The sequence below is a fragment of the Streptomyces canus genome (assembly GCF_041435015.1).
Taxonomy (GTDB): Bacteria; Actinomycetota; Actinomycetes; order Streptomycetales; family Streptomycetaceae; genus Streptomyces; species Streptomyces canus_G.
The window spans coordinates 5,270,737-5,293,380 of the sequence record NZ_CP107989.1 but is presented as its reverse complement, the minus strand read 5'-3'; the positions used below and the strand labels follow the sequence as shown (position 1 = coordinate 5,293,380).

The 22,644-nt window shown below is 66.7% G+C and carries 25 protein-coding genes and 1 tRNA gene; 20 read left to right on the top strand and 6 right to left on the bottom strand.

The window, feature by feature from the left end:
* Position 1 precedes the first annotated feature (1 nt).
* Together OG841_RS24070 and OG841_RS24065 are read right to left on the bottom strand one after the other, a co-directional pair.
* Entirely contained in the window at positions 2-331 is a 330-nt protein-coding gene (locus OG841_RS24070; protein ID WP_043433451.1) for an SCO3933 family regulatory protein, read from the bottom strand.
* 134 nt (positions 332-465) lie between these two features.
* Positions 466-1,245 carry a GntR family transcriptional regulator gene (locus OG841_RS24065; RefSeq protein WP_371566840.1) on the bottom strand — a complete coding sequence of 260 codons (780 nt, stop codon included), beginning with the start codon at positions 1,243-1,245 and terminating at the stop codon, positions 466-468.
* 18 nt (positions 1,246-1,263) lie between these two features.
* On the opposite strand from OG841_RS24065, the gene OG841_RS24060 reads away from it, so the two are divergent.
* The 5 genes from OG841_RS24060 to OG841_RS24040 all read left to right on the top strand — a co-directional run bounded on the left by OG841_RS24060 (position 1,264) and on the right by OG841_RS24040 (position 6,377).
* A complete protein-coding gene (locus OG841_RS24060; RefSeq protein ID WP_371570805.1) occupies positions 1,264-1,737 on the top strand; it encodes an NUDIX hydrolase in 474 nt (157 codons plus the stop codon).
* Positions 1,738-2,284: 547 nt separating this feature from the next.
* Positions 2,285-2,782 carry a GNAT family N-acetyltransferase gene (locus tag OG841_RS24055; protein ID WP_371566839.1) on the top strand — a complete coding sequence of 166 codons (498 nt, stop codon included), beginning with the start codon at positions 2,285-2,287 and terminating at the stop codon, positions 2,780-2,782.
* A 653-nt stretch (positions 2,783-3,435) separates the two neighbouring features.
* Positions 3,436-4,407 carry an ABC-three component system protein gene (locus OG841_RS24050; RefSeq protein WP_371566838.1) on the top strand — a complete coding sequence of 324 codons (972 nt, stop codon included), beginning with the start codon at positions 3,436-3,438 and terminating at the stop codon, positions 4,405-4,407.
* Complete coding sequence (locus OG841_RS24045) at positions 4,391-4,642, top strand: ABC-three component system middle component 6 (protein WP_371566837.1); 252 nt, start codon at positions 4,391-4,393, stop codon at positions 4,640-4,642. The genes OG841_RS24050 and OG841_RS24045 overlap by 17 nt, the downstream gene beginning before the upstream one ends.
* Positions 4,632-6,377, top strand: coding sequence for an ABC-three component system protein (locus OG841_RS24040; RefSeq protein ID WP_371566836.1), 1,746 nt, complete (start codon positions 4,632-4,634; stop codon positions 6,375-6,377). The genes OG841_RS24045 and OG841_RS24040 overlap by 11 nt, the downstream gene beginning before the upstream one ends.
* 44 nt (positions 6,378-6,421) lie before the next feature.
* Here the strand turns inward: OG841_RS24040 and OG841_RS24035 are convergent, their stop codons facing one another.
* Together OG841_RS24035 and OG841_RS24030 are read right to left on the bottom strand one after the other, a co-directional pair.
* Positions 6,422-6,991: a GNAT family N-acetyltransferase gene (locus OG841_RS24035; protein WP_371566835.1), complete on the bottom strand. Its 570-nt coding sequence runs from the start codon at positions 6,989-6,991 to the stop codon at positions 6,422-6,424.
* Positions 6,988-7,755 (bottom strand): GntR family transcriptional regulator, encoded by a 768-nt coding sequence (locus OG841_RS24030; protein ID WP_371566834.1) that lies wholly within the window; start codon positions 7,753-7,755, stop codon positions 6,988-6,990. Before OG841_RS24030 ends, OG841_RS24035 begins: the two co-directional genes overlap by 4 nt.
* A gap of 777 nt (positions 7,756-8,532) precedes the next feature.
* On the opposite strand from OG841_RS24030, the gene OG841_RS24025 reads away from it, so the two are divergent.
* From OG841_RS24025 to OG841_RS23960, 14 genes are all read left to right on the top strand, one after another.
* Complete coding sequence (locus OG841_RS24025; protein WP_371566833.1) at positions 8,533-8,796, top strand: DUF6284 family protein; 264 nt, start codon at positions 8,533-8,535, stop codon at positions 8,794-8,796.
* Positions 8,793-9,083, top strand: coding sequence for a DUF6303 family protein (locus OG841_RS24020; RefSeq protein WP_371566832.1), 291 nt, complete (start codon positions 8,793-8,795; stop codon positions 9,081-9,083). The genes OG841_RS24025 and OG841_RS24020 overlap by 4 nt, the downstream gene beginning before the upstream one ends.
* Positions 9,080-10,087, top strand: coding sequence for a DUF2637 domain-containing protein (locus OG841_RS24015; protein WP_371566831.1), 1,008 nt, complete (start codon positions 9,080-9,082; stop codon positions 10,085-10,087). Before OG841_RS24020 ends, OG841_RS24015 begins: the two co-directional genes overlap by 4 nt.
* Positions 10,087-10,470: an RRQRL motif-containing zinc-binding protein gene (locus tag OG841_RS24010; protein ID WP_371566830.1), complete on the top strand. Its 384-nt coding sequence runs from the start codon at positions 10,087-10,089 to the stop codon at positions 10,468-10,470. Before OG841_RS24015 ends, OG841_RS24010 begins: the two co-directional genes overlap by 1 nt.
* A 27-nt stretch (positions 10,471-10,497) precedes the next feature.
* Positions 10,498-10,803: a hypothetical protein gene (locus OG841_RS24005; protein ID WP_371566829.1), complete on the top strand. Its 306-nt coding sequence runs from the start codon at positions 10,498-10,500 to the stop codon at positions 10,801-10,803.
* 14 nt (positions 10,804-10,817) lie between these two features.
* Positions 10,818-11,048, top strand: coding sequence for a hypothetical protein (locus OG841_RS24000; protein WP_371566828.1), 231 nt, complete (start codon positions 10,818-10,820; stop codon positions 11,046-11,048).
* A gap of 91 nt (positions 11,049-11,139) precedes the next feature.
* A complete protein-coding gene (locus tag OG841_RS23995; RefSeq protein ID WP_371566827.1) occupies positions 11,140-12,699 on the top strand; it encodes a hypothetical protein in 1,560 nt (519 codons plus the stop codon).
* A gap of 1 nt (position 12,700) precedes the next feature.
* Positions 12,701-14,794, top strand: coding sequence for a hypothetical protein (locus OG841_RS23990; protein WP_371566826.1), 2,094 nt, complete (start codon positions 12,701-12,703; stop codon positions 14,792-14,794).
* 233 nt (positions 14,795-15,027) lie between these two features.
* Positions 15,028-15,330 carry a hypothetical protein gene (locus OG841_RS23985; protein WP_371566825.1) on the top strand — a complete coding sequence of 101 codons (303 nt, stop codon included), beginning with the start codon at positions 15,028-15,030 and terminating at the stop codon, positions 15,328-15,330.
* An 89-nt stretch (positions 15,331-15,419) separates the two neighbouring features.
* A complete protein-coding gene (locus tag OG841_RS23980) occupies positions 15,420-16,325 on the top strand; it encodes a bifunctional DNA primase/polymerase (protein WP_371566824.1) in 906 nt (301 codons plus the stop codon).
* A gap of 83 nt (positions 16,326-16,408) precedes the next feature.
* Entirely contained in the window at positions 16,409-16,744 is a 336-nt protein-coding gene (locus OG841_RS23975; RefSeq protein WP_371566823.1) for a hypothetical protein, read from the top strand.
* Complete coding sequence (locus tag OG841_RS23970; protein WP_371566822.1) at positions 16,741-17,970, top strand: DUF3631 domain-containing protein; 1,230 nt, start codon at positions 16,741-16,743, stop codon at positions 17,968-17,970. Before OG841_RS23975 ends, OG841_RS23970 begins: the two co-directional genes overlap by 4 nt.
* A 164-nt stretch (positions 17,971-18,134) precedes the next feature.
* On the top strand, positions 18,135-18,320 hold the full coding sequence (locus OG841_RS23965; protein ID WP_371566821.1) for a helix-turn-helix transcriptional regulator: 186 nt from the start codon (positions 18,135-18,137) through the stop codon (positions 18,318-18,320).
* 60 nt (positions 18,321-18,380) lie between these two features.
* Positions 18,381-19,757: a tyrosine-type recombinase/integrase gene (locus tag OG841_RS23960; RefSeq protein ID WP_371566820.1), complete on the top strand. Its 1,377-nt coding sequence runs from the start codon at positions 18,381-18,383 to the stop codon at positions 19,755-19,757.
* A 137-nt stretch (positions 19,758-19,894) separates the two neighbouring features.
* On the opposite strand, the gene OG841_RS23955 is transcribed toward OG841_RS23960, so the two are convergent.
* Positions 19,895-19,979, bottom strand: a tRNA-Ser gene (locus OG841_RS23955).
* Between the two features lie 63 nt (positions 19,980-20,042).
* Complete coding sequence (locus tag OG841_RS23950) at positions 20,043-21,548, bottom strand: S1C family serine protease (protein WP_365116354.1); 1,506 nt, start codon at positions 21,546-21,548, stop codon at positions 20,043-20,045.
* A 257-nt stretch (positions 21,549-21,805) separates the two neighbouring features.
* On the opposite strand from OG841_RS23950, the gene OG841_RS23945 reads away from it, so the two are divergent.
* Complete coding sequence (locus OG841_RS23945) at positions 21,806-22,633, top strand: glycerophosphodiester phosphodiesterase (RefSeq protein ID WP_365116357.1); 828 nt, start codon at positions 21,806-21,808, stop codon at positions 22,631-22,633.
* Positions 22,634-22,644 lie beyond the last annotated feature (11 nt).

Sequence of the window (22,644 nt, the reverse complement as noted above, 5' to 3'; positions counted from 1 at the left end):
ATCAGGCCGCCGGGGTGATCGCGACCGCGCGGAACGAGATGCCGTGCCGCTTCTGGCCGTTGAACTCGTTCTCCCAGTCCCGCGCCTTCAGGCCGATGACCTTGACCGGCATGCCCGGCGCCAGACCCTCGGGGAGACCGGTCTCCGGAACGGTCACCTGGTAGAGGTTGCCCTCCCCCTCGTCCGAGACCAGCAGGCCCACGGTCGAAAGGCTCGCGTTGGTCTCCCGGTCCACGGCCCGCTCACCGGTCTTCTTGTTGACCATCTTGGGCTCCGGGGCGGTCGCCACGAAGACCACAGCGGTCGAAGTGTCGATCTTGAAGGACGGCATTGCGTCTCCTCTAGCAGAGCTGATCTCCTGCACTCATGTACAGGAGTTACATGTAGAAGAGTGCCCAACTCATGTACAGGAGTCAAGCGCAGTGGAGGTGACAGCCGCGAAGTGGCTTGAAAGAGACGGGTCCGTCAGTCCCTTGCAGCGAAGCGGTAGTCCAAAACGAACTGGTCAGCAGCCATGATGGTGTCGCAGACCTCAACCACTCGTTCATCGTCTGAAAAGGCACTGCGGACCAGGTGGATAACCGGGGCGCCGGGGCTCAGGGCAAGGGCGGTCGCCTCTGCCTTGGTGGCCAGTCGTGCCTTCACGGTCTCGATGAACTCCGCCAACATGTGGCCGTGCTCTTCGAGGCGAGCGTAGATACCGCCGCCGCCCGGGTTTTCGGCGAACATCTCGGGGATGTCCTTCACCACGTCCCATGGCAGGTAGGACGTTGCCTCTTCGGTGGGGATGCCATCGCGAAAGTACCTGCGCTTGCGGGCAAGAACCTTGGTTCCTGTCGCGACGTTCAATCGCTCCGCGATCTCGGCCGGCGCGTCGACAGGGCCGACGTACAGCACGTTCACGGAGGGAGTGCCGCCAGACTGTTCAGCTTCCGCGAGATAGGCAGCCTTGCCGGCTTTGCGGTGCGCCCGACGAAAACGATCGGACGACTTCCGCTGGACAGGGGGCCGCGAGCGGACGAAGGAACCCCGCCCGTGATGGGTCTCGATCAACTGCGCCGCGCGCAGCTCGGCAACCGCCTTGCGTACGGTTCCTGAGGCGACGCTGTACCGAGTCATTAGCTCGGTCTCGCTGGGTACCGGAGTCCCAGGCTTCAATGCCCCTGACCTGATCTGTGCTGCGAGATCATCCGCGATCTGGAGGTACTTCGCCTTGGCCGAAGATGTCACGTCGCCTGTCGCCATAGTCCTACAGTCTCCCCTATTCTCCTGTACATGAGTAACAGCCGCCCACAGAACCCGTCAACGCCGCTCCACTCGGTGTCCGTGGCGGGAGTCGTTGTGCGCGAGGACGGGCGTGTGTTGGTGATCCGCCGTGCCGACAACGGAACGTGGGAGCCGCCCGGCGGGGTGCTTGAACGTACGGAAGCCATCGAAGATGGGGTCTGTCGCGAGGTGTACGAAGAGACCGGGATCAAGGTGCGCGTAGAGCGCTTGACCGGCGTCTACAAGAACATGACAGTCGGCGTTGTCGCCCTGGTATTCAGGTGTCAGCCCGAAGGCGGTCACGAACAGCTCTCGGACGAGTCGACCGCTGTTGCATGGCTCACCCCGGACGAGGCAGTAGCGGCGATGAGCGAGGTCTACGCGGTGCGCATCACGGACGCTTTGCGCGACGAGGCGCCGCATGTCCGGACGCATGACGGCCGCAAGCTGACACCGCTGGTAGGCAACTGACCTTCGGCCGGGGACCCCGACCTGTTACAGGTTTCTCTACCTCATCAAGGGCCCGCGCAAGCGCGGGCTGGCCCCTTGGGCCCGGCCCTCTGCGCCTTCGGCGCCGGGCCGTGCCCCTGGGGCCGCAAGCGAGTTACGGCCCTGAGTAGAACCTGGACGCACAACGGCCACGGTCAGAACGAGCCTCCGGCGGGGGCACTCAGGCTCCGAGATGGACGGGGCACCGTTCGCGAGTGCCGGCCGAATGGTGGCGTGCGCGGGGGAGCTCCCATCCCGTCTGCCATCGACCCAGGCGAAGCCGAGCAGACGCGGCCCATGGCGTCCAGGTCGTTCGTACAGTGGCGCGCTCCACCTGGACGCCATGAACCACGCCCGCTCCACGGTGTGTGGGTCGACGGCAGACGGGATGGGAGCTGGGGTGAGGGGTGGTGAAGGCATGATGCCGTCCTCGGCGAACTCGAAGATCAGGGGTTGCCATGGGGGAGCCTGCTCCCGGGTCGCGCGAAATCAGATGTACGGGGTTGAGGAAGGCTGCCATGATCGCGAGATGCAGGAGGAAGCGGCGTTCCAGATCTCGCATGTGGTGGCTTCTACCGAGCTGGCGACGATCACCGCCAGGCTCCTCGACCAACTCCCGGCATGGTTCGGTAGACCGGAAGCGAACGCGCAGTACGTGGAGTCGGCTCGTACTCTGCCCGGAGTCCTTGCCCGCAGCTCAGACAGCGAGCCGATCGGGATCCTGCTGCATCGGCGGCACTTTGCGGAGGCGACAGAGATCCACCTGATGGCGGTAGCCCCGGACTGGCACCGGCGGGGCATCGGGGCGGCACTTGTCAGTGCGGTGGAGGCGAAGTTGCAGACGGACGGGTGTCGGATGCTGCATGTGAAGACTCTGGGGCCTTCGCATCCTGACAGCGGGTACGCGCTCACGAGGGTGTTCTACCGGGCTATCGGATTCGTCCCGATCGAGGAGACGAACGATCTGTGGCCAGGGACACCGTGTCTGATGATGGTGAAGATGCTGCCGGGCCCCCATGGCCGATGACCTACGCACGGACTCGCAGCATGGGAGAGTCGGCGCGGTTGCGAGCGCAGGCCGCGACATCGCGACGAGGATCTCAGTGGGTGATCAGAGGTACGTGCCCCTGCCGTGCCCGATCGACCGGTAACTGACGGGGAACCACGGTGGTTGAAGGACAGCGCACATGAGAACGGCCCCTGACCGATCTACCTGGTCAGGGGCCGTTCACCTGCGGTGGGTGTGGGATTTGAACCCACGGTGACTCGCGCCACGACGGTTTTCAAGGCCGCTGGGTTCCCCTGTGCTCCATCTCGTCTGACCTGCGCCTATGACCGGTTCTGTCGCCCCGCGCGGCCCACATTGGCCGCAGGATGGCCAAGACGGGGAGGGAACCAGATGTGGGCCAGCCAAGCGCTTGCCCATGGTCTCCATCAGGGTGTGGGTATGTACGAGGTATGGAGACGCCCGTGCCATCGACGAGAGCCTGGATCGTGTGGCAGCAGACGGAGTGCCGACCCTGCCCCAGGGTCAACCCGTCCGTCAGCCCCTCAGGTTGGATGGATCGCTCCGTCTAGCGCCGCCTCTCCTGGCTTGCCAGGTTCACCGATTCGCAGGTTGAACACGGTGCAGTCGACGGTAGTCTTGAAAGAGGCGACCTATGAAGGTCGATCGTACGTATGACGGAGGTAATGATGCTGCTAACGCCAAACTGGCGCGACTGGTATCACTTCCGTCACCAGCAGGCCTGTTTCGAATCTGGAACTGCTTTCGAAGACTACGTCTCTAAAGTGTTAGAGAAATTTCATGATGACTTTTTGAACCCTGCCCCATCTGGTTCTCTAGGGGACGGCGGCTGCGATGGACTCGCCGAGTCTGGAACAATCTTCTACGCTTGTTACGGACAAAGGCCGGGCCGTAACGCGGAGCGCGAACTCGCGAATAAGATTCAGGGTGACTTTGCGCGGGGCCTGGATCAATGGGATACCTTCCACACTTGGAAGTTTGTGACGAATGCACCCATCGGTCCCGAATCTTTGAAAATCATTTCTGCACTTCAACAGGCCCACGGGCCAACCGCAGACAGGCCACTCACGATACGCGCGGTTAGACCAGAAAGACTTTGGACAGACGTCGTCGGAACTTTCGACGTACCGATTCTCGATTCCCTTTTCCCGGGTGCGCCGGGAATCGAGAACGTGGAACTCGCAGATTTGCTACCGTTGCTAGATGCACTCGGCACTGCTGAATCAGCGAGCGAGACTGGTGGAAGAGTATTGCCGGTACCACCAACCAAAATGGATTTTAATAAACTCCCTGAAGCGAGCCGTATAGAGTTCAACTCTGGTCGACTCCTGGCCCCCCGCATCGACCGCTGGTACGAAGAATCCTCTGACCCTGGTCTCTACGACGCACAGGGAGAGAGATTCCGCACCCTCTACCAAGAGGCTCGATCGGTCACAGAAGAGCCTGCGGAGATTCTAGAGCGTCTCTATGTATCAGTAGCGGGCGTAAACTTCCGCATGGACGGAAAGCGCGCCAACGCAGCTTTTGCGGTAGTTTCGTATTTTTTTGACTCATGCCACATTTTTGAGATGCCACCGAATGATGGATCTGTGACTGGAGTTGATCCGGATGCTCTTGCCAACTAGGGGGGTGTCGCCTGAGCGTGCCCTTTTGACAATCGGGTCAGAAATTCTCGAAGACTTGCGCGACCCAACGTCAGTATCTGCTCTTTGGGAGCGCTATAACACAAAGCAAGATTCTGCAAACCGGTCTCATCGAATCACGTTTGACTGGTTCTCGCTCGCGTTGGCAACCCTCTACGCGATGAAGGTTGTGGATGTATCGGATGGTGGCTACATCAGGACCGCCCATGTTTCTTAGCCGACTCGCCTCGTCTGACGATAGATTTAAGACCCTAAGTTTCCATGACGGATTGAATATCCTCGTCGCTGATCGCACGGAAGCATCAGATCAAGGGGATAGTCGGAACAGTATTGGTAAGACGAGTTTCGTCAAGATCTTGCGATACGTCCTGGGCGGCGACCTACCCTCAGATTTCAAAGATCCTAAACTATCAGCCCATAAATTTACGGCCACCCTCTCACTCCCTGCCGATAACGAACACGAATGTGAGACGGCCACTGTTACGCGTGCTGTCTCCCCCACGACGCGAGTCGACGTATCTGGTTGGTCTGCATCGGGAGGTAGTCGAGACCTACACGTTGATGTCTGGCGCGAGCTGCTAACCCGCCATGTATTCCGAATTCCCGAGAATGCCAGCCGCCCAACCGCAGGCCAGCTCTGGGGACAGCTTATTCGCACCTATTTTGGCAACCCCATCAAGGGCCACCAGGCCGAAGCCGACTGGGAATCCGGCGTAAGAATCGGATTTATGCTTGGCCTGTCTCCCGAAATACTTGGAAAATCTGGTGATTTGGATCGCCTAACCAAACAAGGGAAGGCGATCCGCAGAGCGGTTAAGGAAGGTGCGATTTCGCATCTTTCGCTCGATGAACCGGCACTTCGTGCACAGCTCGCAACCGCGCGACGCCAGAGGGATCGCATGCAAGCTGATATGCGTTCTTTCAAAGTCGATGAACAGTATGGCAGCCATCAACGAGAAGCTGACAGTCTGAGCGCATCCATTCAACGACTTAACGACGAAGCGCTGGCTCTGCAACGCCGATTGCGGGAAATTGATGAAGCACTACGCGATGAAGTAGAGGCTTCCGAGGGCAGCGCTCTCGCTGCCAGGCTAGCCCGCGCTTATGCAGAGATTGGTCTTGTGCTCCCCGACGTCGTCAGTAGGCGCTATGACGAGGTGGCAGCCTTTCATGAGTCCGTCGTCCGCAATCGACGATCCTTTTTGGAACAAGAACTCCAGTTGGTAAGATCACGCCTCGATGCCATCGACACAGAACGTCGAGAGCTGGATCGGTCGAGGTCTCAAGTGATGCAGATTCTTGAAGAAACGGTCGCTCTGGACACATTCATGAGTCTGCAACGAGACCTTGCCAAGCAGGAAGCCAACATCGCAGATCTGGAACGCCGACTCGAAGACGCAAACTCGATTAGCACGATCAATGACAAGGTTAAGCTGCGGACGGCAGAGCTGATCGCCTCAGTCCGAACTGAGATGAATGAACGAGACGATACGCTCGATGAATCGATCTCATTGTTCAGTGAGCTTGGTGCAGAAATCTATACGGATCGAGAAGCGTCACTGTTGGTCTCACTGACACCTAAGGGTATTCTTAGTGTCAAGCCACATATCTCTGGTGATGCGAGTATTGGCGTGCGAAGCGTTGAGACTTTCATGCTGGACGTCGTCTGCACGATTGCAGCCATCAAGGCGGGAAGAGGGCCGAGGATACTCGTTCACGACAGCCATCTTTTCGACGCCATCGACGGCCGACAGGTAGCTTCTTGCCTAAATATTGGCGCGCGACTCGCTGAACAACACGGCTTTCAATATATCGTGACTCTTAACTCGGACTTCATTGCGACTGTTGAAACCCAGAGTGATGGCGCCTTCGATGCCGAGCCCTACATTTTGTCTACTCGACTGACGGACGAGGACGACGCAGGGGGACTTTTCGGTTTCCGATTCGACTAAACCCGCCTAGCCGCATCTCGCACCGAATCAGATAAGGGTTCAGCTCAGGCAGCAAAGGGAAGCCGCGCTGGGGCTGGCGTTCGGTCCATAAATCCGTGATCTGCCAACCGTGCAGGGCGCTGTGCGAGCCAACCGGAGACTCGTGGGCCGCCGTTCACCGCGCCACCCCCCCGGACCGTACGGATGTGTGTGAAGCCGTGTTCTAGGTAGTACCGCTGGAGCGCATCATTCGTCGTCCATGCGTCCAACCGAATCCACCGGGCTCCCGCACGTTGCGCCCGATCGCCTGCCCAGTCGAGCAGTCGACCACCAAGATTCTGGCCAGCGTATTCGCGGGCGACAGTGAGCTTATTGATGAACATCGACGGTTCGGTCAGTTCATCGTCAGTCCAGAGGCCGTCTTCGGCGTCCGGTGTGAGCGTGATGGTGCCGGCGGTTGTGTGCCCGTCGCGAAGCATGAACACCGTGCCCGCTTCGATCGTGGCGAGCAGCTTGTCAGCCGGATATGGACGGCTCCACTGGTCAGAGCCGAGCCCACGTAGCCAAGCCGCAGCCTCCTCACGGAAGGCCAACAGTTTGGCTACATCGTGCGGCTCAGCAAGCGTGATGATCACGTGTTCTCGCTCCGGGCGGTCAGATCGCCGATCTCGTAGTTCATCCGGTTCAAGTCGCCCCGGAAGGTGGTGACGGTGCACCGGATCGGGCGGTCAGCCGAGTAGCCGGTTCGCGTCCAGAGCAGGACCGGTACGCCTGCTCCGACCTCCAACAACCGTGCCTCCTCCGGGGTGGGCATCCGCGCGGCGATTTCGTCAAAGTACCCAATCTGCTCAATGCCTTGAGCAGCCAGGTAACGGGTTGTGCCCTCTGCGATGTCTCCAGGCTCAGCCAGTCGCGGTGATGCGTCGACCAGCCATGACGGATAGTAGGTCGCCTGGGTGGACCAAGGGACGTCGTCCACATAGCGATGACAAAACCGCAATACTGCCGTCGTACCGGGCTCGACCTTCAAGCGCTCGGCGATCTCTTGGGGCGCCGGCAGCATCTCGACTCGGAACGTCTGGTGCGGCCGACGCCCCGCGTTGGTGACGTCCGTGCTGTAGGCGTCGCCGTTCTGCGGGAAGGTCAGGTTCTCGAAGCGAGACGCGTTGAGTTCGAATACCTCTTGCGACTTCACCTCGTAGCCAAGCCCCTGACTGGACGAAATGAGGCCCTCGCCGACCAGCAGGCTTAGACCGTTCCTGACAGTGTTCCGCGACGCGTCGAACCGCTCCTGTAGGTCGTTCTCAGAAGGCAGCCGAGCGCCGGGCGCGTAGGTGCCGTTGTCGATCTCGCGACGTAGGACGTCCGCGACCTGTCGGTACTTCGGCTGCTTACTCATGCCCTCATCATGACGCACTCGCGCAACTTGTTGGTACATGCAGGCCCAACCCCCTTGACGACTCACTGTCCGTGGGTGCAGCATCACTGCATCAGCTTGTACCAACAAGCTGCGCAGGTGGTGCAACACCATTGAGTGTGCCTACCTGCACTGACAGTGCCCGGAGGAAAGCCCGCGGGGGTGAGTACGAAGGAAGCGGCCGTTGGTTGAAAACTGAACAGAGTGTTAGTCGACGGGGTCATAGCCCCGTCCCCGCAACGGCCCGGGTGATGGCCGACGGCGGCCACTTCGAGGCGGGTGCACCTGTCCCGCCGCTGCGTGCCAGCTCTGGTGAACACTCGTGCGGATCATCCCTTCCTTTCGGGAGGTCAACCGCTCGTGGTGCCACCTGGTGCGCGCCGCCCTGCTGGCGTCAGAGCAGTGACGATGACGCGCCCGATTTCCCGGCTCGGGATCGGTCCGCTGTGGCAACGGCGTACCGGTGAAAGCCGTGTCCCTGCGATTCGCGGGAGGTCGGCATGGGCCGACGACATACCAAGGCGCCGCCGCGATGGACCGGCCGGCGGCGCCCTGCTTCTTCCGGTCCGTCCTGGCTTCGCAGCGCTGGATGCTGCGGCCGGCTGCCTCTCCCGCCCGTACCTCGCTCCGCGTCTGCGGCCGGGGGACGGGCGGGAGCGCGGGGAGCCGGATCTTCCGACTTCAACGGCGCGCACCCCCGGAGTTGGCCCTCCGGGGGTGCTGTTTCGGGCCGTTCACCTGTGAGAGGACCACGACCCTATGAACCCCATCGTGACTGTTCAGGATGCTGTTACCGCGTTCGCCGACTGGAACGAGCCGACGGATGCGGAGCTGGATGCGATCGAGACCGAGATGCCATTCATCCTCGCGGACATTGAACTGCTGGACGCGCACATCGCCACCCTCGACCGCACGCCGAGCGAGCTGGACCAGCGGCGCATCCGCCGGGCCCGGCGCCGGGCACTGGCCGCGCGGGTGGAACTGATCAACCACACGGTCACGGCGTCGGGGGTCGGGGCGTGACGGCACAGACGTTCACGGCGCAGATGTCCGTGTTCAAGAGCCAGTGGCGCCTGTACGTGGTGCTGCTGAACACCACCGACCCGTGGCCGGAGTTCAGCTTCGACCGGACCCTTCCGGTGCCGACGTTCACGGAGCGTACGGAGGCGCTCAGCGTCCTCGGTTTCGAGCCGGTTCCGGGCGCTCAGTGGCGGTGGACCGAGGACAGCGACGACCCCGACAACCCTGCCTCGCCGGTCGTGCTGATCGCCGCGACGCAGGTGCGTCCATGGACGGGGGCGATCGCGTGAACGCTGTTCAGATCCGTTCAGCCGAGCGCGCCCTGTCCATCGGTACGTGGCTGATCGTGGCGGGCGCGATGCTCTACTCGATCCTCACCGTCACCCCCCTCGCCGCCGCCCACACCCCGGACAAGTGGAAGTGGACCGCCCCGATCCTGCCCCTGGTGGTGGATGCCGCGGTGGTCATCGTGGTCCGCCTCGATGCGGTGCTGGCCCGGCTCGGAGGACACGGCGGGAAGTGGCCCGTCGTGCTGCGCTGGATGACCGGCTGCATGACCCTCGCCCTGAACGTCGCCGACTCCGCCCTGAACAACGACCTGGTCGGCGTGGCCGTGCACGCGGTCGCACCCCTCCTGCTGATCGTCACCGCGGAAACCGGGCTCGCCTACCGGCGGGCAATCGCCGCCGCCGTGGCCGAGCTGGAGACACGGCAGCAGGAACAGCGCGAAGCCCGCGAGCGGGCGATTGCCGAGCAGCGTGAGACGGCCGCCCGCCTGGCCCGTGAGGAGCGCGAGCACGCCGCCGTGTTGGCGCGTGAACAGCGTGAACACGAAGCCCGCCTGATCCGCGAACAAGCTGAACGCGAGGAGCGGGCCCGCCGCGAGGAACGCGAGCAGGCCGCGGCCCGTGAGCAGGCTGAGCGGGAGGCGCATGAACGCGCTGAGCGCGAGCGTGAACAGCAGGCCCGCGAGCGTGAACGCCGTGAACGCGAGGCCGCTGAACGGGCCGCACAGGAGCGGGCCGCGCGGGCAGAGCGTGAACGCCGTGAACAGGCTGAGCGTCAGGCCCGTGCCGAGCGTGAACGCGCCGCGCTGCTGGCCGCCGGGCCCGCTGCCGAGAAGCTCCCCGAGGACCGTGCCCGCGAGATGGTGCAGGCCGCGTTCGAGGTAGGGCTTCCGGTGCGATCGGCTGCCGAGCTGTGCGGCTGGTCGGTGGGGTGGGTGTCCACTCGCTACCAGGAGTTCCGCGACGCCGGCCACCCCGAGTTCGAGGCTGACGGGGCGGTGCTCTGATGCCGACCGCCTACGCGAAGTGTTTCGACCCGAACGGGGTGCGCTTCGGCATACCGACCTACCCGTGGCGCATGGCCCCTGCTGGCTACTCCACCCGCCGCCAGCTGCGCGCGAAGGGCTTACGGCCCGGCGGACAGCCGATCGCCGCACAGGTCATGGTCACCAACCGCAAGACGGGGACGCCCCGCGTCGCCTTCCTCTACCGCGAGGACCTGGCCATGCCGGTCCGTCCGATGACCTCGCGCAAGTGGGGCGCCCTCGCGCTGGCGATGCTCGCGCGGCGCACGTGCCCGCGCTGCCGCCTGGACGTCGGTTACTGCATCCCCACCTCACACGGCATCTGCGGCCTGTGCCTGGTCGCCGAAGAACAGGCCGCTACCTGAACGCCTCACCTCTGTAAGGGAGTTCGAGTGAACATCACGCGTCACCGCGCCCTCACCGCGGGCGCCGCCGCTGTCAGCGCAGCTCTGTCCATCGCGATCGGGGTGCGGCTGTCCGGCTACGGCGTCCCGCTCTCGCTGCTGCTGGCCTGCTGCATGTCCTGCCTGGCCACCTTCTCCAGCCTGCTCTTCCGCCTGATCAGCGCCATGTCGACGACCACACACCGGTGCTCGCGGCCCGGCTGCGACTTCCGCGTCAGCCTCGCCCACACGGACGCTACGGAAAACCGGCGCTGGCAGGAGATCGCCGCCCACCACCCCCACCGCACCGCATGAGCGAGGAGACCGACATGAGCACCGCTCAGCCCATCATCGACAGCCGGTCGGGCACGCACTTTTGGGTGCTGTCCGTCGACAAGCCCGGTCGGGTCTCCACCACCCGCAGCGGCACTTGCACCCCGGCTCCCGGCAGCACCCGCGAGAGCGTCTACCGGGACATCTACCTGTCCGTCACCGACGCGGACCCGATTCTGCGGGGCGCCACGGTCCTGTTCTTCTCGCTGGAGCCCAACCGGCTCTGACCTGCTCTCAGTCCATCTGCCGGGCCTGGCCGCCCACCTCTCACAGCTAGCGGCCAGGCCCCTTTGACTCCCGTGAAGGAGTGCTCACAGCATGACGGAACTCAGCACTGAGCCGGTAGTAGCCCCGGCTCCCGCGACCGCCCCGCCCCCGCCGCCTCCCGACGCCCCGCCCCCCGCCGCGCAGGACGTGACGGAGGTGGAGCACACGCCCGGTGGCTGGCCCGTCGTTCCGCTCGCCCTGTCCGGGGCGAACAGCACCGTGGGCGCGGTCGCCGCCGCTTCCCTGGCCGGTGGTCCGGTCGCCGCTGCCGTGGCCGCCACGGGCATGGTGGTGCTCGGCACGGTCGCCGCCGCCCGCTCCCGCAAACCCAATCCCCGCCGGGCAGCGCGCCGTTCCGCGGCCCGCGCTGCCGGTCGTTCGGCTGCTCGCTCCGCAGGGCTGCGCAGCTCCGGGAAAGCCACCCGCGGCAGCTCTGGGGGCCGTTCGTCCGGCTCGCGTGCCGGTCGCTCCAGTGGCCGGTCGGGCAAGGTGCCCGGCCAGCACCGCCGCAGCGCAACCGGCACAAAGACCCTCGGCAAGAGCAGTCACGGCCCGTCCAAGCACCCGGCATCCCGCACCGTGGGTAAGGCTGCGGGCCGGGCCGGGCAGGTCAAGGCACTACGAGCCGCAGAGAAGGCCGCAAGCGGCTCCCGGGCCGGGCAGCGGGCCCAGACCACCAACGCGCGCCGGGCGGTCGCCGACGCGCGCCGCAACGCCAAGGCCGCTGCCGGCAACACCCGGTTGAACAAGCGGGCTGGTCTGGCGGGGCGCCTCATGGGCGGGGCCGCTCGTAAGGCGCGGGCGGCGCGGGATGCGGCGATCGCCAAGCAGCGCGCCAAGCGGGACGCGAAGAGGGGCGGCACGGTCGCGGCGCAGCGCGCCAGCATCCGTAAGGCCCCGGCCCGTGCGGCGGCGCGTAAGGCGCTGCGCAGGTCCGCGGCCCGCTTCCACGGTCGGCGTCTGCTCGCCGCCCTGCTCGCACTGCCGGTCGGCTTGCTCGGCTGCGTGTCCACGTGGATCGGCCGCAAGCTGGGCGTCCCCGCCCTGATACATCCGGGCCGGCGCCTGTACCGGCGCATGGTGCAGAGCGCGGGTGAGCAGCGCGCCGCGCGTGACGAGGCCGCCCGCGAGGACCTGCGCGAGCAGGAGGCGGCCGCCGACGCCGAAGCGGCCAAGGACGGCACGGAAGGTATCGCGGACAGCGTTCAGCGGCCCGCGGCCACGGTCCCGACCAGCACGACATCCGAGGTCAGTGAAGGAGAGCACGTGTCCGGTTTCCGGTTCGAAGAGGCTGCTTCCGAGATGGAGCAGGCCGCCAACCAGTACAACCCCGAGGACGCCATGGAGATCCTGGCCATGGTCGAGGGACTTCCGGCCGCGCTGACCAGCGTGGCGAACGTGATGAAGATCCTCGCGGAGCGCTCCGACTCCGAGTTCCCCCTGGAGAAGGAAGTCGCGAACTGCTTCAACGACATCTTCGGCGCCGTGATGAGCGCCGTCGCGGTCGCTGAGGACATGGGCCCGCTGTTTAGGCAGGTCCACGAGCAGGACATCGCCCGCCACGAGGACCCCCGCAACGGCCACGAGGCAGAGAAGGGCTGGAACGTCTGACATGAGCACCGCCACCGCCAAGAACGACAGTGGCCCGGTGCTGGACTGGACTGCCGGTCACGGACCCGTGACCGGCGCCCTGTCCGCCACCACCGGAGCCTTCGCCGTCGCCACCACCGGCGCCGCCACTCACATGCCCCCCGGCTGGGCCCTGGCCGTGGGCGCCGCTGGCGCCCTCGGACACACGGTCGTGGGCCTGCGGGTGCGCAACGCCGGTCGCACCCTTGCCACCCGCGCCGCCTCTTGGCTGGTCGGAGCGGGCTGGACCACGTGGGCCATGACCCACGGGCCGCTCACCTGGGCAGCACTCGGCTCGCTGGCCACCATCGGTGTCGGCATCGGCGCCGCCGCCCGCTCCTCCGCCCTGTTTGAGGAGGCGCGCGAGGAGGAAGCACTTGCGGCTGAACAGCGGCAGATCGCCGCGGAGTTGTCCGCGGAACGCCGCGCGATCGCCACCGAGTGGGTGGACCGTATCCAGCGGGTGTGCTCCATCACCGTGCGGGTGCTGGGGGTGGAGATGTGGGAGACCGGCGCCGGGTACTCCATCGACGCCGAACTCCCGACCGGCGGCGCCACCTGGAACAAGATTGCTGCCGAGTCGCCGCGGCTGTCCGCGGACGCGAAGCTGCCGCACGGCTGCACCGCAACCGCCTCCCCCGGCATCCACCAGGGCCGCGTCATCATCGACGTCACCACCGTCAACGTCCTGGAGCAGGAGCGCACGTACCCCACCGACTACGGCCCGCTGTCCGTGCACACCGGCATCCCGTGGGGCTACCGCACGAACGCACAGCAGATACTGGCCTACTTGCGCGAGCAGTGCGCCCTGGTGGTCGGCCCGACCGGATCGGGCAAAACGAACATGGTCCACGCGATCCTCGCCGGGTTCGCCCGCGCAGAGGACATCCTGACCTGGGTGATCGACCTCAACGCGGGCAGCGCAGGTCTGCCGTGGGTGCTGCCCGCGCTGAACGGGGAGATCACTCGGGAGGACGGCAAGCCGGTCCGGCCCGGCATCGACTGGCTCGCCGGCACGTTCGACGAGGCCATGACCATGCTGGACACCGCGGTGCGCGTGGCCAAACAGCGCAAGATGGGCTATCAGGATCTGCTGTCCAAGGCCAACACCGACCTGTTGCCGATCAGCGCGCGGATTCCTCAGATCATGCTGGTCATCGACGAGGGCGCGGAGATCCTGGCCAGCCCGGACCGGCAGGTACGCAAGCTCGGAGAGAAGATCCTGGAAGTCATCCGGATCGCCCGCGCCATGGGCGTGCGCACGGTGCTCACCGCGCTCGGGGCGACCGGGAGTGTGCTGGGCAACCTGATGATCCGCCGGGAAGGCAAGGTGCGCGTCGCGCTGACCGGCGGTGAGACCGAGGGCATGGACCTGTCCAAGATGTTCCCCGGCAGCCGCGGACTGCGCGTGGACCAAGCCCCCTACAAGGGCGCTGGGTTCATGGGCACCCCGGAGTCCCCGGCGGCGCTGTTCAAGACGTGGCGGATCCTCCCGAACCAGATCCGCGACATCATCGCCGCCACCTCCGACCGCCACCCCGTCCTGGACGACGTGTCCGCCAAGGCCGCCGGCCCCGCCTACGCGCGCCGCTGGGATGCCGAGCGCACCGCATGGATGCGCGACCAGGCCACCACCGGCCCCGCAGGCGAGGTGTCCCCGGCCGGGCCCGGGGCGGGGCTGCGCTTGTCTGCGCTGAGCAGCCAGCCGCAGTCGCCGGAGGATGAGCTGGCGCGTCGCTTCCGTGAGGAGATCGACGCGCAGTTCGGCACCGCCCCTGACCCGCACACCGACGACCCGGGCGACGTGGCGCAGCGGCCGGCCGGGCTGAATCTGTCGGCGCTGCGGGGCGAGCAGGACAGCCCCGCGCAACAGGCCGCGCTCGCCGCGCTGCTCGCCGCCGGGCCCGAGGGCACCGGAGCATCGGCGATCGCCCGCGCGCTCGCGGACGCCTACGGCACCACTCGTCAGACAGTCGTCGGTTGGCTGAAAACGTGGGCGGAGGAGGGCACCGCTGTCCGGGTCGGGGAGGGCACCAAAGCCCGCTACATCCACCGCTCTCACGCCTCCGACGACTGATCACTTGTCGCTTGTCGCCCTCGGCATCAGCACAAGCCGCTGCCTGGCCCTAGAGCCCCGGAAACGGCCTGTGACCTGGGAGGCGACAAGCGACAAGACAAGACAAGCGACAAGCCAGACGACAAGCCGCACGACAAGAGAGACGACAAGCAACGCGACAAGCACAGCATCCATCCGCACGGGCCCGCGCCACCTTCGGCGCGGGCCCGCGGCACACCCCGAGGGAGCCAGAAATGAGCCAGCACACCCCGCCCGGCCAGATGGCCCCGCACATCCCCGCCGACATCTACCAGCGCGCACAGGCGACCGGACAGCCGGTCGTGTTCGTCGTCAACGACACCCCGCCCGCCTTCCCCTGGCAGCAGTTACTGATCCCGTTCGCCATCGCCGGCGCCGCGGCGCTCGGCACGTGGGGCGTGGTCGCCGCCCTGTGCTGGCTGATGGACGTCGCGGCGCACACCGCGACCGTCATCGCCGGGGCCGCCGGACCCATCGGGGCCGGCGGCATCACGCTCAAGCTCTTCTCGAAGAAGTAGCTACGCCAAGGGCGGCCCCTCCCTCTCGCCAAAGAAGCGGGGCCGCCCTTGCCAACCAGTCCACAACAGACCTGTTGGAGGCATCCAGCATGACTCATGACGCCCGCGCCGCGCTTCTCTGCGCGGCGCTGGACGCTGCAGGACGCGGCTGGCCCGTCATCCTGCTGCATCCCCGCGACAAGCGGCCCGCTGGCCACGCGGAGAAGTACTGCCCCCACACCGGCCGCTGCGTCGACGGGCACAAGACCCCCGAGCAGCGCGCCACCACCGACCCCGAACTGCTCACCGTCGCATGGGCCCAACGGCCCTACAACGTCGGCATCGCCACCGGCCCCGCCGGGCTGCTGGTCGTCGACCTGGACACGCTCAAGCCCGAAGATCCGAAAGGAACGCCTGACGGCGCCACTTCCTTCGCGGCGCTCTGCGAGCGCGCCGGACAGGCCGCCCCCGACACCTACCGGGTGCGGACTGCGCGCGGTGGGGAGCACCTGTACTTCACTCAACCCCCGGGCGTCCGGCTGCACAACAGTGCCGGACGGCTCGCGAAGAAGATCGACACCCGCGGGTGGGGCGGCTACGTCGTCGCCGCCGGCAGTACCACCCCCGAGGGCCGGTACAGCGTCCTCGACGACCGGGCGCCCATCCCGCTGCCCACGTGGCTGCACGACGCCCTGAAGCCCCCTCAGCGCCCTCACTACGCCATGCCGAACTCTATGAAGAGCGCCAGCGGATACTCCGCGGCGGCGCTGCGGGGCGAAGCCGACAACGTGGCCACCGCCGCGCCCGGCACCCGCAACGCCGTACTGCTGCGGGCCGCCCGCGCCCTGGGGCGGCTGGTCGCATCCGGCGACCTCGCCCGCGGGGAGGTCGAGGAGGCTCTTAGTAGGGCGGCAGCGGCCAACGCGACACAGCCCCAGCGCTACTACGACGACGTCATCACACGTGGTCTGGACTGGTCCATCGCCCACAACAGCCCCGGTGGGAGGGCCGCATGACCAGCCCCCCGCCTACTAAGAGCCTCCCCCTCCACGACGGGGCGGCGGCCGCTCCACAGCCTGTGGACACGGTAGCCGTAGGCGTGCCGAAGGTCGCCGCCCGCAAGGGCGTCCCCACTGCTGTTCGCTCTGAGAAGTTCCGCAGCGATCAGGCCCGCCACAGCACCCCCGACCCGACCCCGGAGCAGCCCGGTATCCGCATCTACGCCCCACCGCTCTACCGGCACCACTGGGACGGCGCACGCTGGTCCACCCGCCCCGGCGACATCCCCAACGCCGCCTACGCCTGCACCTGCGGACAGACCGGCACCGCCACCGGAGCACCGAACGTGGCCGCCCTGGCAGCCGAGTACGCAGCCCACACATCCGCCTGCGCGGGAGCTCCCGCAGTACTGCCCGAAAGGAGGGCCGCCGCATGACCGAGATCATCGACGGGGCCGCGCTGCTGGACGAGGTGGAAGCCTTCCACCGCCGTTTCAACGTCTTCCCCATCGAATCCGCCTACGTCGCCGTCGTGCTGTGGGACGCGCACGCCCACCTGATCGACTGCTTCGAGACCACGCCCCGGATCGCGTTCCTGTCCCCGGAGCCGGGATCGGGCAAGTCGCGGGCGCTGGAGATCGTGGAACTCCTCACGCCCCGCCCGGTAGCGACCGTGTCCGCATCCGCCAATGCCCTGTACAGGCTCGTCGACTCCGCTGAGGGTCTGCCGACCGTGCTGTTCGACGAGGTAGACACCATCTTCGGACCCAAGGCGGGCGCCGATGAGGCCCTGCGAGGCTTCCTGAACGCCGGATACCGGCGTATCGGCGGGGCCCTGCGGTGCGTCGGTGAGGGTTCCAACCAGAATGCGATGGTCTTCAACTCCTACTGCGCCGTGGCCATGGCCGGGCTCGGCTCCCTGCCCGACACCGTGCTGACCCGATCCGTCATCATCCGCATGCGCAAGCGCGCCCCCAACGAGAAGGTGGAGCCCTACCGGCAGCGCTCACACGAGAAGCAGGGTCACGCACTGCGGGACAGGCTCGCCAAGTGGGCCGACACCGTCCGCGACCAGGTTGCGGGTGCCTGGCCGGAGATGCCCGAAGGAGTCTCCGACCGGCCGGCCGACGTGTGGGAGGCCCTGCTCGCGGTCGCGGACGCAGCCGGCGGTGACTGGCCCGTGCGGGCCCGGAAAGCGTGCGTGGAACTGATCGCCGCCGTTCACGACAACGACGAAGCCTCCCTGGGCGTGCGCCTGTTGACGGATCTGCGAGACAAGGTGTTCTGCGGAGCGGACCGCATGCCCACGGCGGCCATCATCGAATGCCTGCTGCGCATGGACGATGCCCCGTGGGGAGACCTGGACGACAAGCCGATCAACTCCCGCACTCTGGCCAAGATGCTGGGCCAGTACGTCACCCCGGCCAACAAGCCGATCAAGCCGCGCGGCATCCGCACCCCCTCGGGGTTCCCCAAGGGCTACTACGCGGAAGACCTCACGGACGCCTGGACCCGGTACTGCCCTCCGCACCCCGGAGAATCCGCCACGTCCGCCACGTCCGCCACACCGCAGGTCAACGGGGGTGAATCCGTGGCGGATACCGCCACAGTCATCCGCCACACGTCCGCAGAAACCGCCACACAGCCCGTTCTCTCCGGCTGACCGAACCGGCGCCTCAATGCCGCCGCACCAAGCCGGGGTGTGGCGGCAGCTATCCGCCACAAAACCGCTATCCGCCACACGATCAAGGCTCTGACCTGCGATGTGGCGGCGTGGCGGACGTGGCGGATACCCCAGAAGTGAAGAAGACAAGAGGAGTTACCGCCTTGGCCAGCACCGAGAAGCTCGAACTCCGCGAAGTCCTCAAAGAGATCAAGATGAGTCGTGCCGCGTTCTACCGCATGCGCGCCCGTGGCAAGGCCCCCAAGCTCATCAAACTCCCCAACGGGCAGCTCCGTTGCCGCCGCAGCGATCTCGACGCGTGGTGGGCGAAGCACGAGATGAGCGTCTGAACCAAACCGCCCGGAGGGGCCCCGCTGAGTGGCGGGGCCCCTCTTCTGCGAGGGAGATCAATGCACAGCTACGACGTGCGCCTCTGGAGCGTCCGCAAGCGCCCCAGCAAGACGTCTCCGTTCCAACTGCGTTGGCAGGTTGATGGGACGGAGTTCAGTGAGAGGTTCGCGACCAAGACGCTCGCCGACGCCCGCCGGGCGGAGCTGCTGACGGCGACTCGTAAGGGCGAGCCGTTCGACACGGAGACAGGGCTACCCGTCTCCGAAGTACGGGAGCGGAACCGCACGAGTTGGTACGCCCACGCTCGTGCACACGCCGCCCGCAAGTGGCCGACAGCGGCAGCGAAGCACCGCGCGAGCATTGCGGAAAGCCTGACCATCGCCACCATGGCTCTGTGCCCGGCGGGTAAGGGACGCCCGGAAGACGCCCTCCTGCGCCGGGCCCTCTACCAGTGGGGTTTCAATGCCGGGCGGCGTGACCAGGAACCGCCGGAAGCGGAAGCCAAGGCCCTGGCATGGGTGGAACGCAACGCGCCGGCGGTAGTCGATCTGGACAGTGCCAAGCGCGTACGCACGGTGCTGGAACACCTGGCCAAGCGACTGAATGGGAAGCCCGCGGCAGCCAACACGTTCCGGCGGCGCCGTGCGGTGCTGAGCAACTGCCTACGGCTGGCCGTGGAGCACGAGTTGCTGCCCGGTAATCCCCTGCTCCGGGTCCACTGGGAGACGCCCAAGGCAGTCGAAGAACTCGACGTGCGCAGCGTCGCCACACCCGTACAGGCACGAGCCCTGCTCGACGCGGTACGTGCACAGGGCACTCGCGGCGCCCACCTGGTCGCGTTCTTCGCCTGCATCTACTACGCGGCGATGCGCCCGGAAGAGGTGTCGATGCTGAGTGCTGACCAGTGCGAACTACCGGAGGAAGGGTGGGGCCGACTCATGCTCTCTGGTGCCCGGCCTCAGGTGGGTTCCGCATGGACGGACGATGGCAAGCCGTACGAGGAACGGCAACTGAAGCATCGGGCCCGCCGCGCGGTACGGCCAGTGCCGATCCCGCCGGTATTGGTCGCCATCCTGCGCACCCATCTAGACACGTTCGGGACCACTCCTGAGGGCCGACTCTTCAGCGCCGTACGCGGCGGGCCGATTCGTTCACAGGAGTATGGCGCCGCCTGGAAGGAAGCCCGCAAGAAGGTGCTCACGCCCGCCCAAGTCGCCTCCCCTCTGGCCGCAATCCCGTACGACCTACGGCACGCCTGTGTGTCGTTCTGGCTCCGCTCAGGGGTGAGTCTTGCCGAGACCGCCCGTCGCGCGGGGCAGAGCGTCGCCGTTCTTCAGCGCTACTACGCCAAGGTGCTGGACGGCGAGGAAGCGAAGATGAACGCCCTTATTGAGCAGGGGCTGGCGGAGCAGGAGGGAGAGGCCGAGGAGGCCTGAATCCTGGCCGCAGGTTGGCCACACGCACTGGTCAGAGGTGGGATACCGCCGAATCAGGGTGAGACAAGGTCATGCAGAAGGGGTGCCACTTCGGAGAGTGGCACCCCTTCTGACCTGCAAGCTTCTGACCTGCGAAGCGGTGGGTGTGGGATTTGAACCCACGGTGACTCGCGCCACGACGGTTTTCAAGACCGTTCCCTTAGGCCGCTCGGGCAACCCACCCCGCGCCCACGGGTGACCGTGGCGCGGGGACCAGAGTAACGGGTCAGGACGGGCGCGTGCCGGTCAGCTGTCCCCTGTGCGGGCGCCCAGGGTGAGATCCACCGTGTGGGTCTGGCCGCCGCGCTCGTAGGTGATCTTGACCTTGTCGCCGGGCTTGTGGGTCCAGATCTCGCCGATCAGGGTGGGGCCGGAGTCGATCACGTGGTCGTCCAGCTTCGTGATGACGTCGCCGGGCTTGAGGCCGGCCTTGGCGGCGGGGCCGCCCGCCTCGACCGGGTCGGCGCCGCCGGCACCCTCGGTGGTGATCTTCGCCCCGCCCGTGGAGTCCTCCAGGGAGACGGACGCGCCGATCTTGGCGTAGACCGGCTTGCCGGTCTGGATCAGCTGCTGGGCGACGTACTTGGCCTGGTTGATCGGGATGGCGAAGCCGAGGCCGATCGAGCCGGACTGGCTGGTGCCGCCGAGGCCGCCGCCGCTGGTGGACTGGATCGCGGAGTTGATGCCGATCACGTTGCCCTGCGCGTCGAGGAGGGGGCCTCCCGAGTTGCCCGGGTTGATGGACGCGTCCGTCTGCAACGCGCTCATGTAGGAGGCGTTGCTGCCGCTGCCGTCGCTCGATGCCACCGGGCGGTCCTTCGCGCTGATGATGCCCGTCGTGACGGTGTTCGACAGGCCGAAGGGCGCGCCGATCGCGATCGTGGAGTCGCCGACCGCCACCTGGTCGGAGTTGCCCAGGGTGAGCGGCTTGAGGTCACTCGGCGCGTTCTTGAGCTTGATGACGGCCACGTCGTAGCCCTGCGCGTGGCCGACCACCTCGGCGTCGTACTTCTTGCCGTTCGGGAAGGTGGCGCTCAGTTTGCCACCGTCGACCGCGTCGGCCACCACGTGGTTGTTGGTGACGATGTGGCCCTGGGTGTCGAAGACGAATCCGGTGCCGGTGCCGCCCTCGCCGTTGGTGGACTCGGCCTCGATGGTGACCGTGCTGGGCAGGGCCTTCTGCGCCACGCCCGCGACGGTACCGGCGTCCCGCTTGACGCTGCCGCCGCTGTCGGAGGCGGAGAGGGTCGTCGAGGAGCCGTTGTCGTTGTCCTTGGCCAGGGTGTAGCCGAGGCCGCCGCCCAGGCCGCCGGCGACGAGCGCCGCCACCAGGACAGCGGCGACGAGACCACCACGGCCGTTCTTCGGCTTCGGCGCGGGCTGCTGGTAACCCGAACCCCAGGCTCCGCCCGCCCCGCCCGCCCCGCCCGCGCCGCCGTCGGCGTACAAGGGGGTGCCCGGGGCCTGCGGCGGCGGCCAGGCGCCCTCGGGGCCCGGACCGGGGTGCTGCGGGGTGCCGCCCGCGCCCTGGTGAGCACCACCCTCCGCCGAGGAGTACGCCGGAGCCGGCCCCGCATGCACGAGTTCCGGCCCCTGTGCGCCGCCGGAGGCGTGTGGCGGCACCGGTGGGATCGGGGTGGTGGGGGCGCCCGCCTCGGAAGCCTGGGGCGTCGAAGCCGCGGGAGCGTCCACCGGCACGGGGGGTGCGGACGGGGCCGGGGGTACCGCGGTGCCCTCGTTCTCGGTGCTCACAGCTTCTCTCCTCGGTCACGGCTGTCGGTTGTCGGTCGCACTCGGTCACGCTCGGCCAGTGCCGCTCGGTGTCCGGCGTGCGTCAGCTGTGCATGTCCTTTTGTATGCCGTCAGCTTTTCCCACGGGCCGTCAGGGCACCATAAGCGGTGCCTGTGGGTTCGTGGCTGCTCTTTATATAGGCCATGTAAGACAATTGAGGCGCAATCCATATGCCTCCGTTCGCACGCGTACCCCTTAGCGGTGGCACCATGACGCAGTGACCCACGCACGGCAGCAGCTGACTCAAGTCGTCGCCCACCGCGGAGCCTCGGAAGACGCTCCCGAGCACACTCTCGCCGCGTACCGGAAGGCGATCGAGGACGGTGCGGACGCCCTCGAATGCGATGTACGTCTCACAGCCGACGGTCATCTCGTGTGCGTCCACGACCGACGGGTCAACCGTACGTCCAACGGCCGCGGCGCGGTCTCGGCCCTCGAGCTCTCCGATCTCGCCGCCCTGGACTTCGGCTCCCGCAAGACCCGGGAGTTCTGGCGCACCCGCGACGAGGAGCCGGACTGGGTGTACCGGCCCGAGGACCGGGAGGACACCTCCGTCCTCACCCTGGAGCGGCTGCTCGAACTCGTCGCCGACGCGGGGCGCCGGGTGGAGATGGCCATCGAGACCAAGCACCCGACGCGCTGGGCCGGCCAGGTGGAGGAGCGGCTGCTGGTGCTCCTGAAGCGGTTCGGCCTGGACGCCCCCGCCTCGGCCGCCGAGTCGCCGATCAGGGTCATGAGCTTCTCGGCCCGGTCGCTGCATCGCGTGCGTGCCGCCTCGCCGACCCTTCCGACGGTCTATCTGTTGCAGTTCGTCTCGCCCCGGCTGCGGGACGGCCGGCTGCCCGCGGGGGTGGGGATCGCGGGCCCCTCGATCCGCATCGTGCGCAACCACCCCGGCTACATCGAACGCCTGAAGCGGGCGGGTCACCAGGTGCACGTGTGGACCGTGAACGAGCCCGAGGACGTGGACCTCTGCGTCGAGCTCGGCATCGACGCCATCATCACCAATCGCCCTCGCGCGGTGCTCGACCGACTGGGCCGCTGACGTCCCCTCCG

Bases quoted from the DNA above. Each gene is read 5' to 3' on its own strand.
- OG841_RS24070 (WP_043433451.1), bottom strand. From the start codon at position 331: ATGCCGTCCTTCAAGATCGACACTTCGACCGCTGTGGTCTTCGTGGCG.
- OG841_RS24065 (WP_371566840.1), bottom strand. From the start codon at position 1,245: ATGGCGACAGGCGACGTGACATCTTCGGCCAAGGCGAAGTACCTCCAG.
- OG841_RS24055 (WP_371566839.1), top strand. From the start codon at position 2,285: ATGCAGGAGGAAGCGGCGTTCCAGATCTCGCATGTGGTGGCTTCTACC.
- OG841_RS24050 (WP_371566838.1), top strand. From the start codon at position 3,436: ATGACGGAGGTAATGATGCTGCTAACGCCAAACTGGCGCGACTGGTAT.
- OG841_RS24045 (WP_371566837.1), top strand. From the start codon at position 4,391: ATGCTCTTGCCAACTAGGGGGGTGTCGCCTGAGCGTGCCCTTTTGACA.
- OG841_RS24040 (WP_371566836.1), top strand. From the start codon at position 4,632: ATGTTTCTTAGCCGACTCGCCTCGTCTGACGATAGATTTAAGACCCTA.
- OG841_RS24030 (WP_371566834.1), bottom strand. From the start codon at position 7,755: ATGAGTAAGCAGCCGAAGTACCGACAGGTCGCGGACGTCCTACGTCGC.
- OG841_RS24025 (WP_371566833.1), top strand. From the start codon at position 8,533: ATGAACCCCATCGTGACTGTTCAGGATGCTGTTACCGCGTTCGCCGAC.
- OG841_RS24010 (WP_371566830.1), top strand. From the start codon at position 10,087: ATGCCGACCGCCTACGCGAAGTGTTTCGACCCGAACGGGGTGCGCTTC.
- OG841_RS24000 (WP_371566828.1), top strand. From the start codon at position 10,818: ATGAGCACCGCTCAGCCCATCATCGACAGCCGGTCGGGCACGCACTTT.
- OG841_RS23995 (WP_371566827.1), top strand. From the start codon at position 11,140: ATGACGGAACTCAGCACTGAGCCGGTAGTAGCCCCGGCTCCCGCGACC.
- OG841_RS23990 (WP_371566826.1), top strand. From the start codon at position 12,701: ATGAGCACCGCCACCGCCAAGAACGACAGTGGCCCGGTGCTGGACTGG.
- OG841_RS23985 (WP_371566825.1), top strand. From the start codon at position 15,028: ATGAGCCAGCACACCCCGCCCGGCCAGATGGCCCCGCACATCCCCGCC.
- OG841_RS23980 (WP_371566824.1), top strand. From the start codon at position 15,420: ATGACTCATGACGCCCGCGCCGCGCTTCTCTGCGCGGCGCTGGACGCT.
- OG841_RS23970 (WP_371566822.1), top strand. From the start codon at position 16,741: ATGACCGAGATCATCGACGGGGCCGCGCTGCTGGACGAGGTGGAAGCC.
- OG841_RS23960 (WP_371566820.1), top strand. From the start codon at position 18,381: ATGCACAGCTACGACGTGCGCCTCTGGAGCGTCCGCAAGCGCCCCAGC.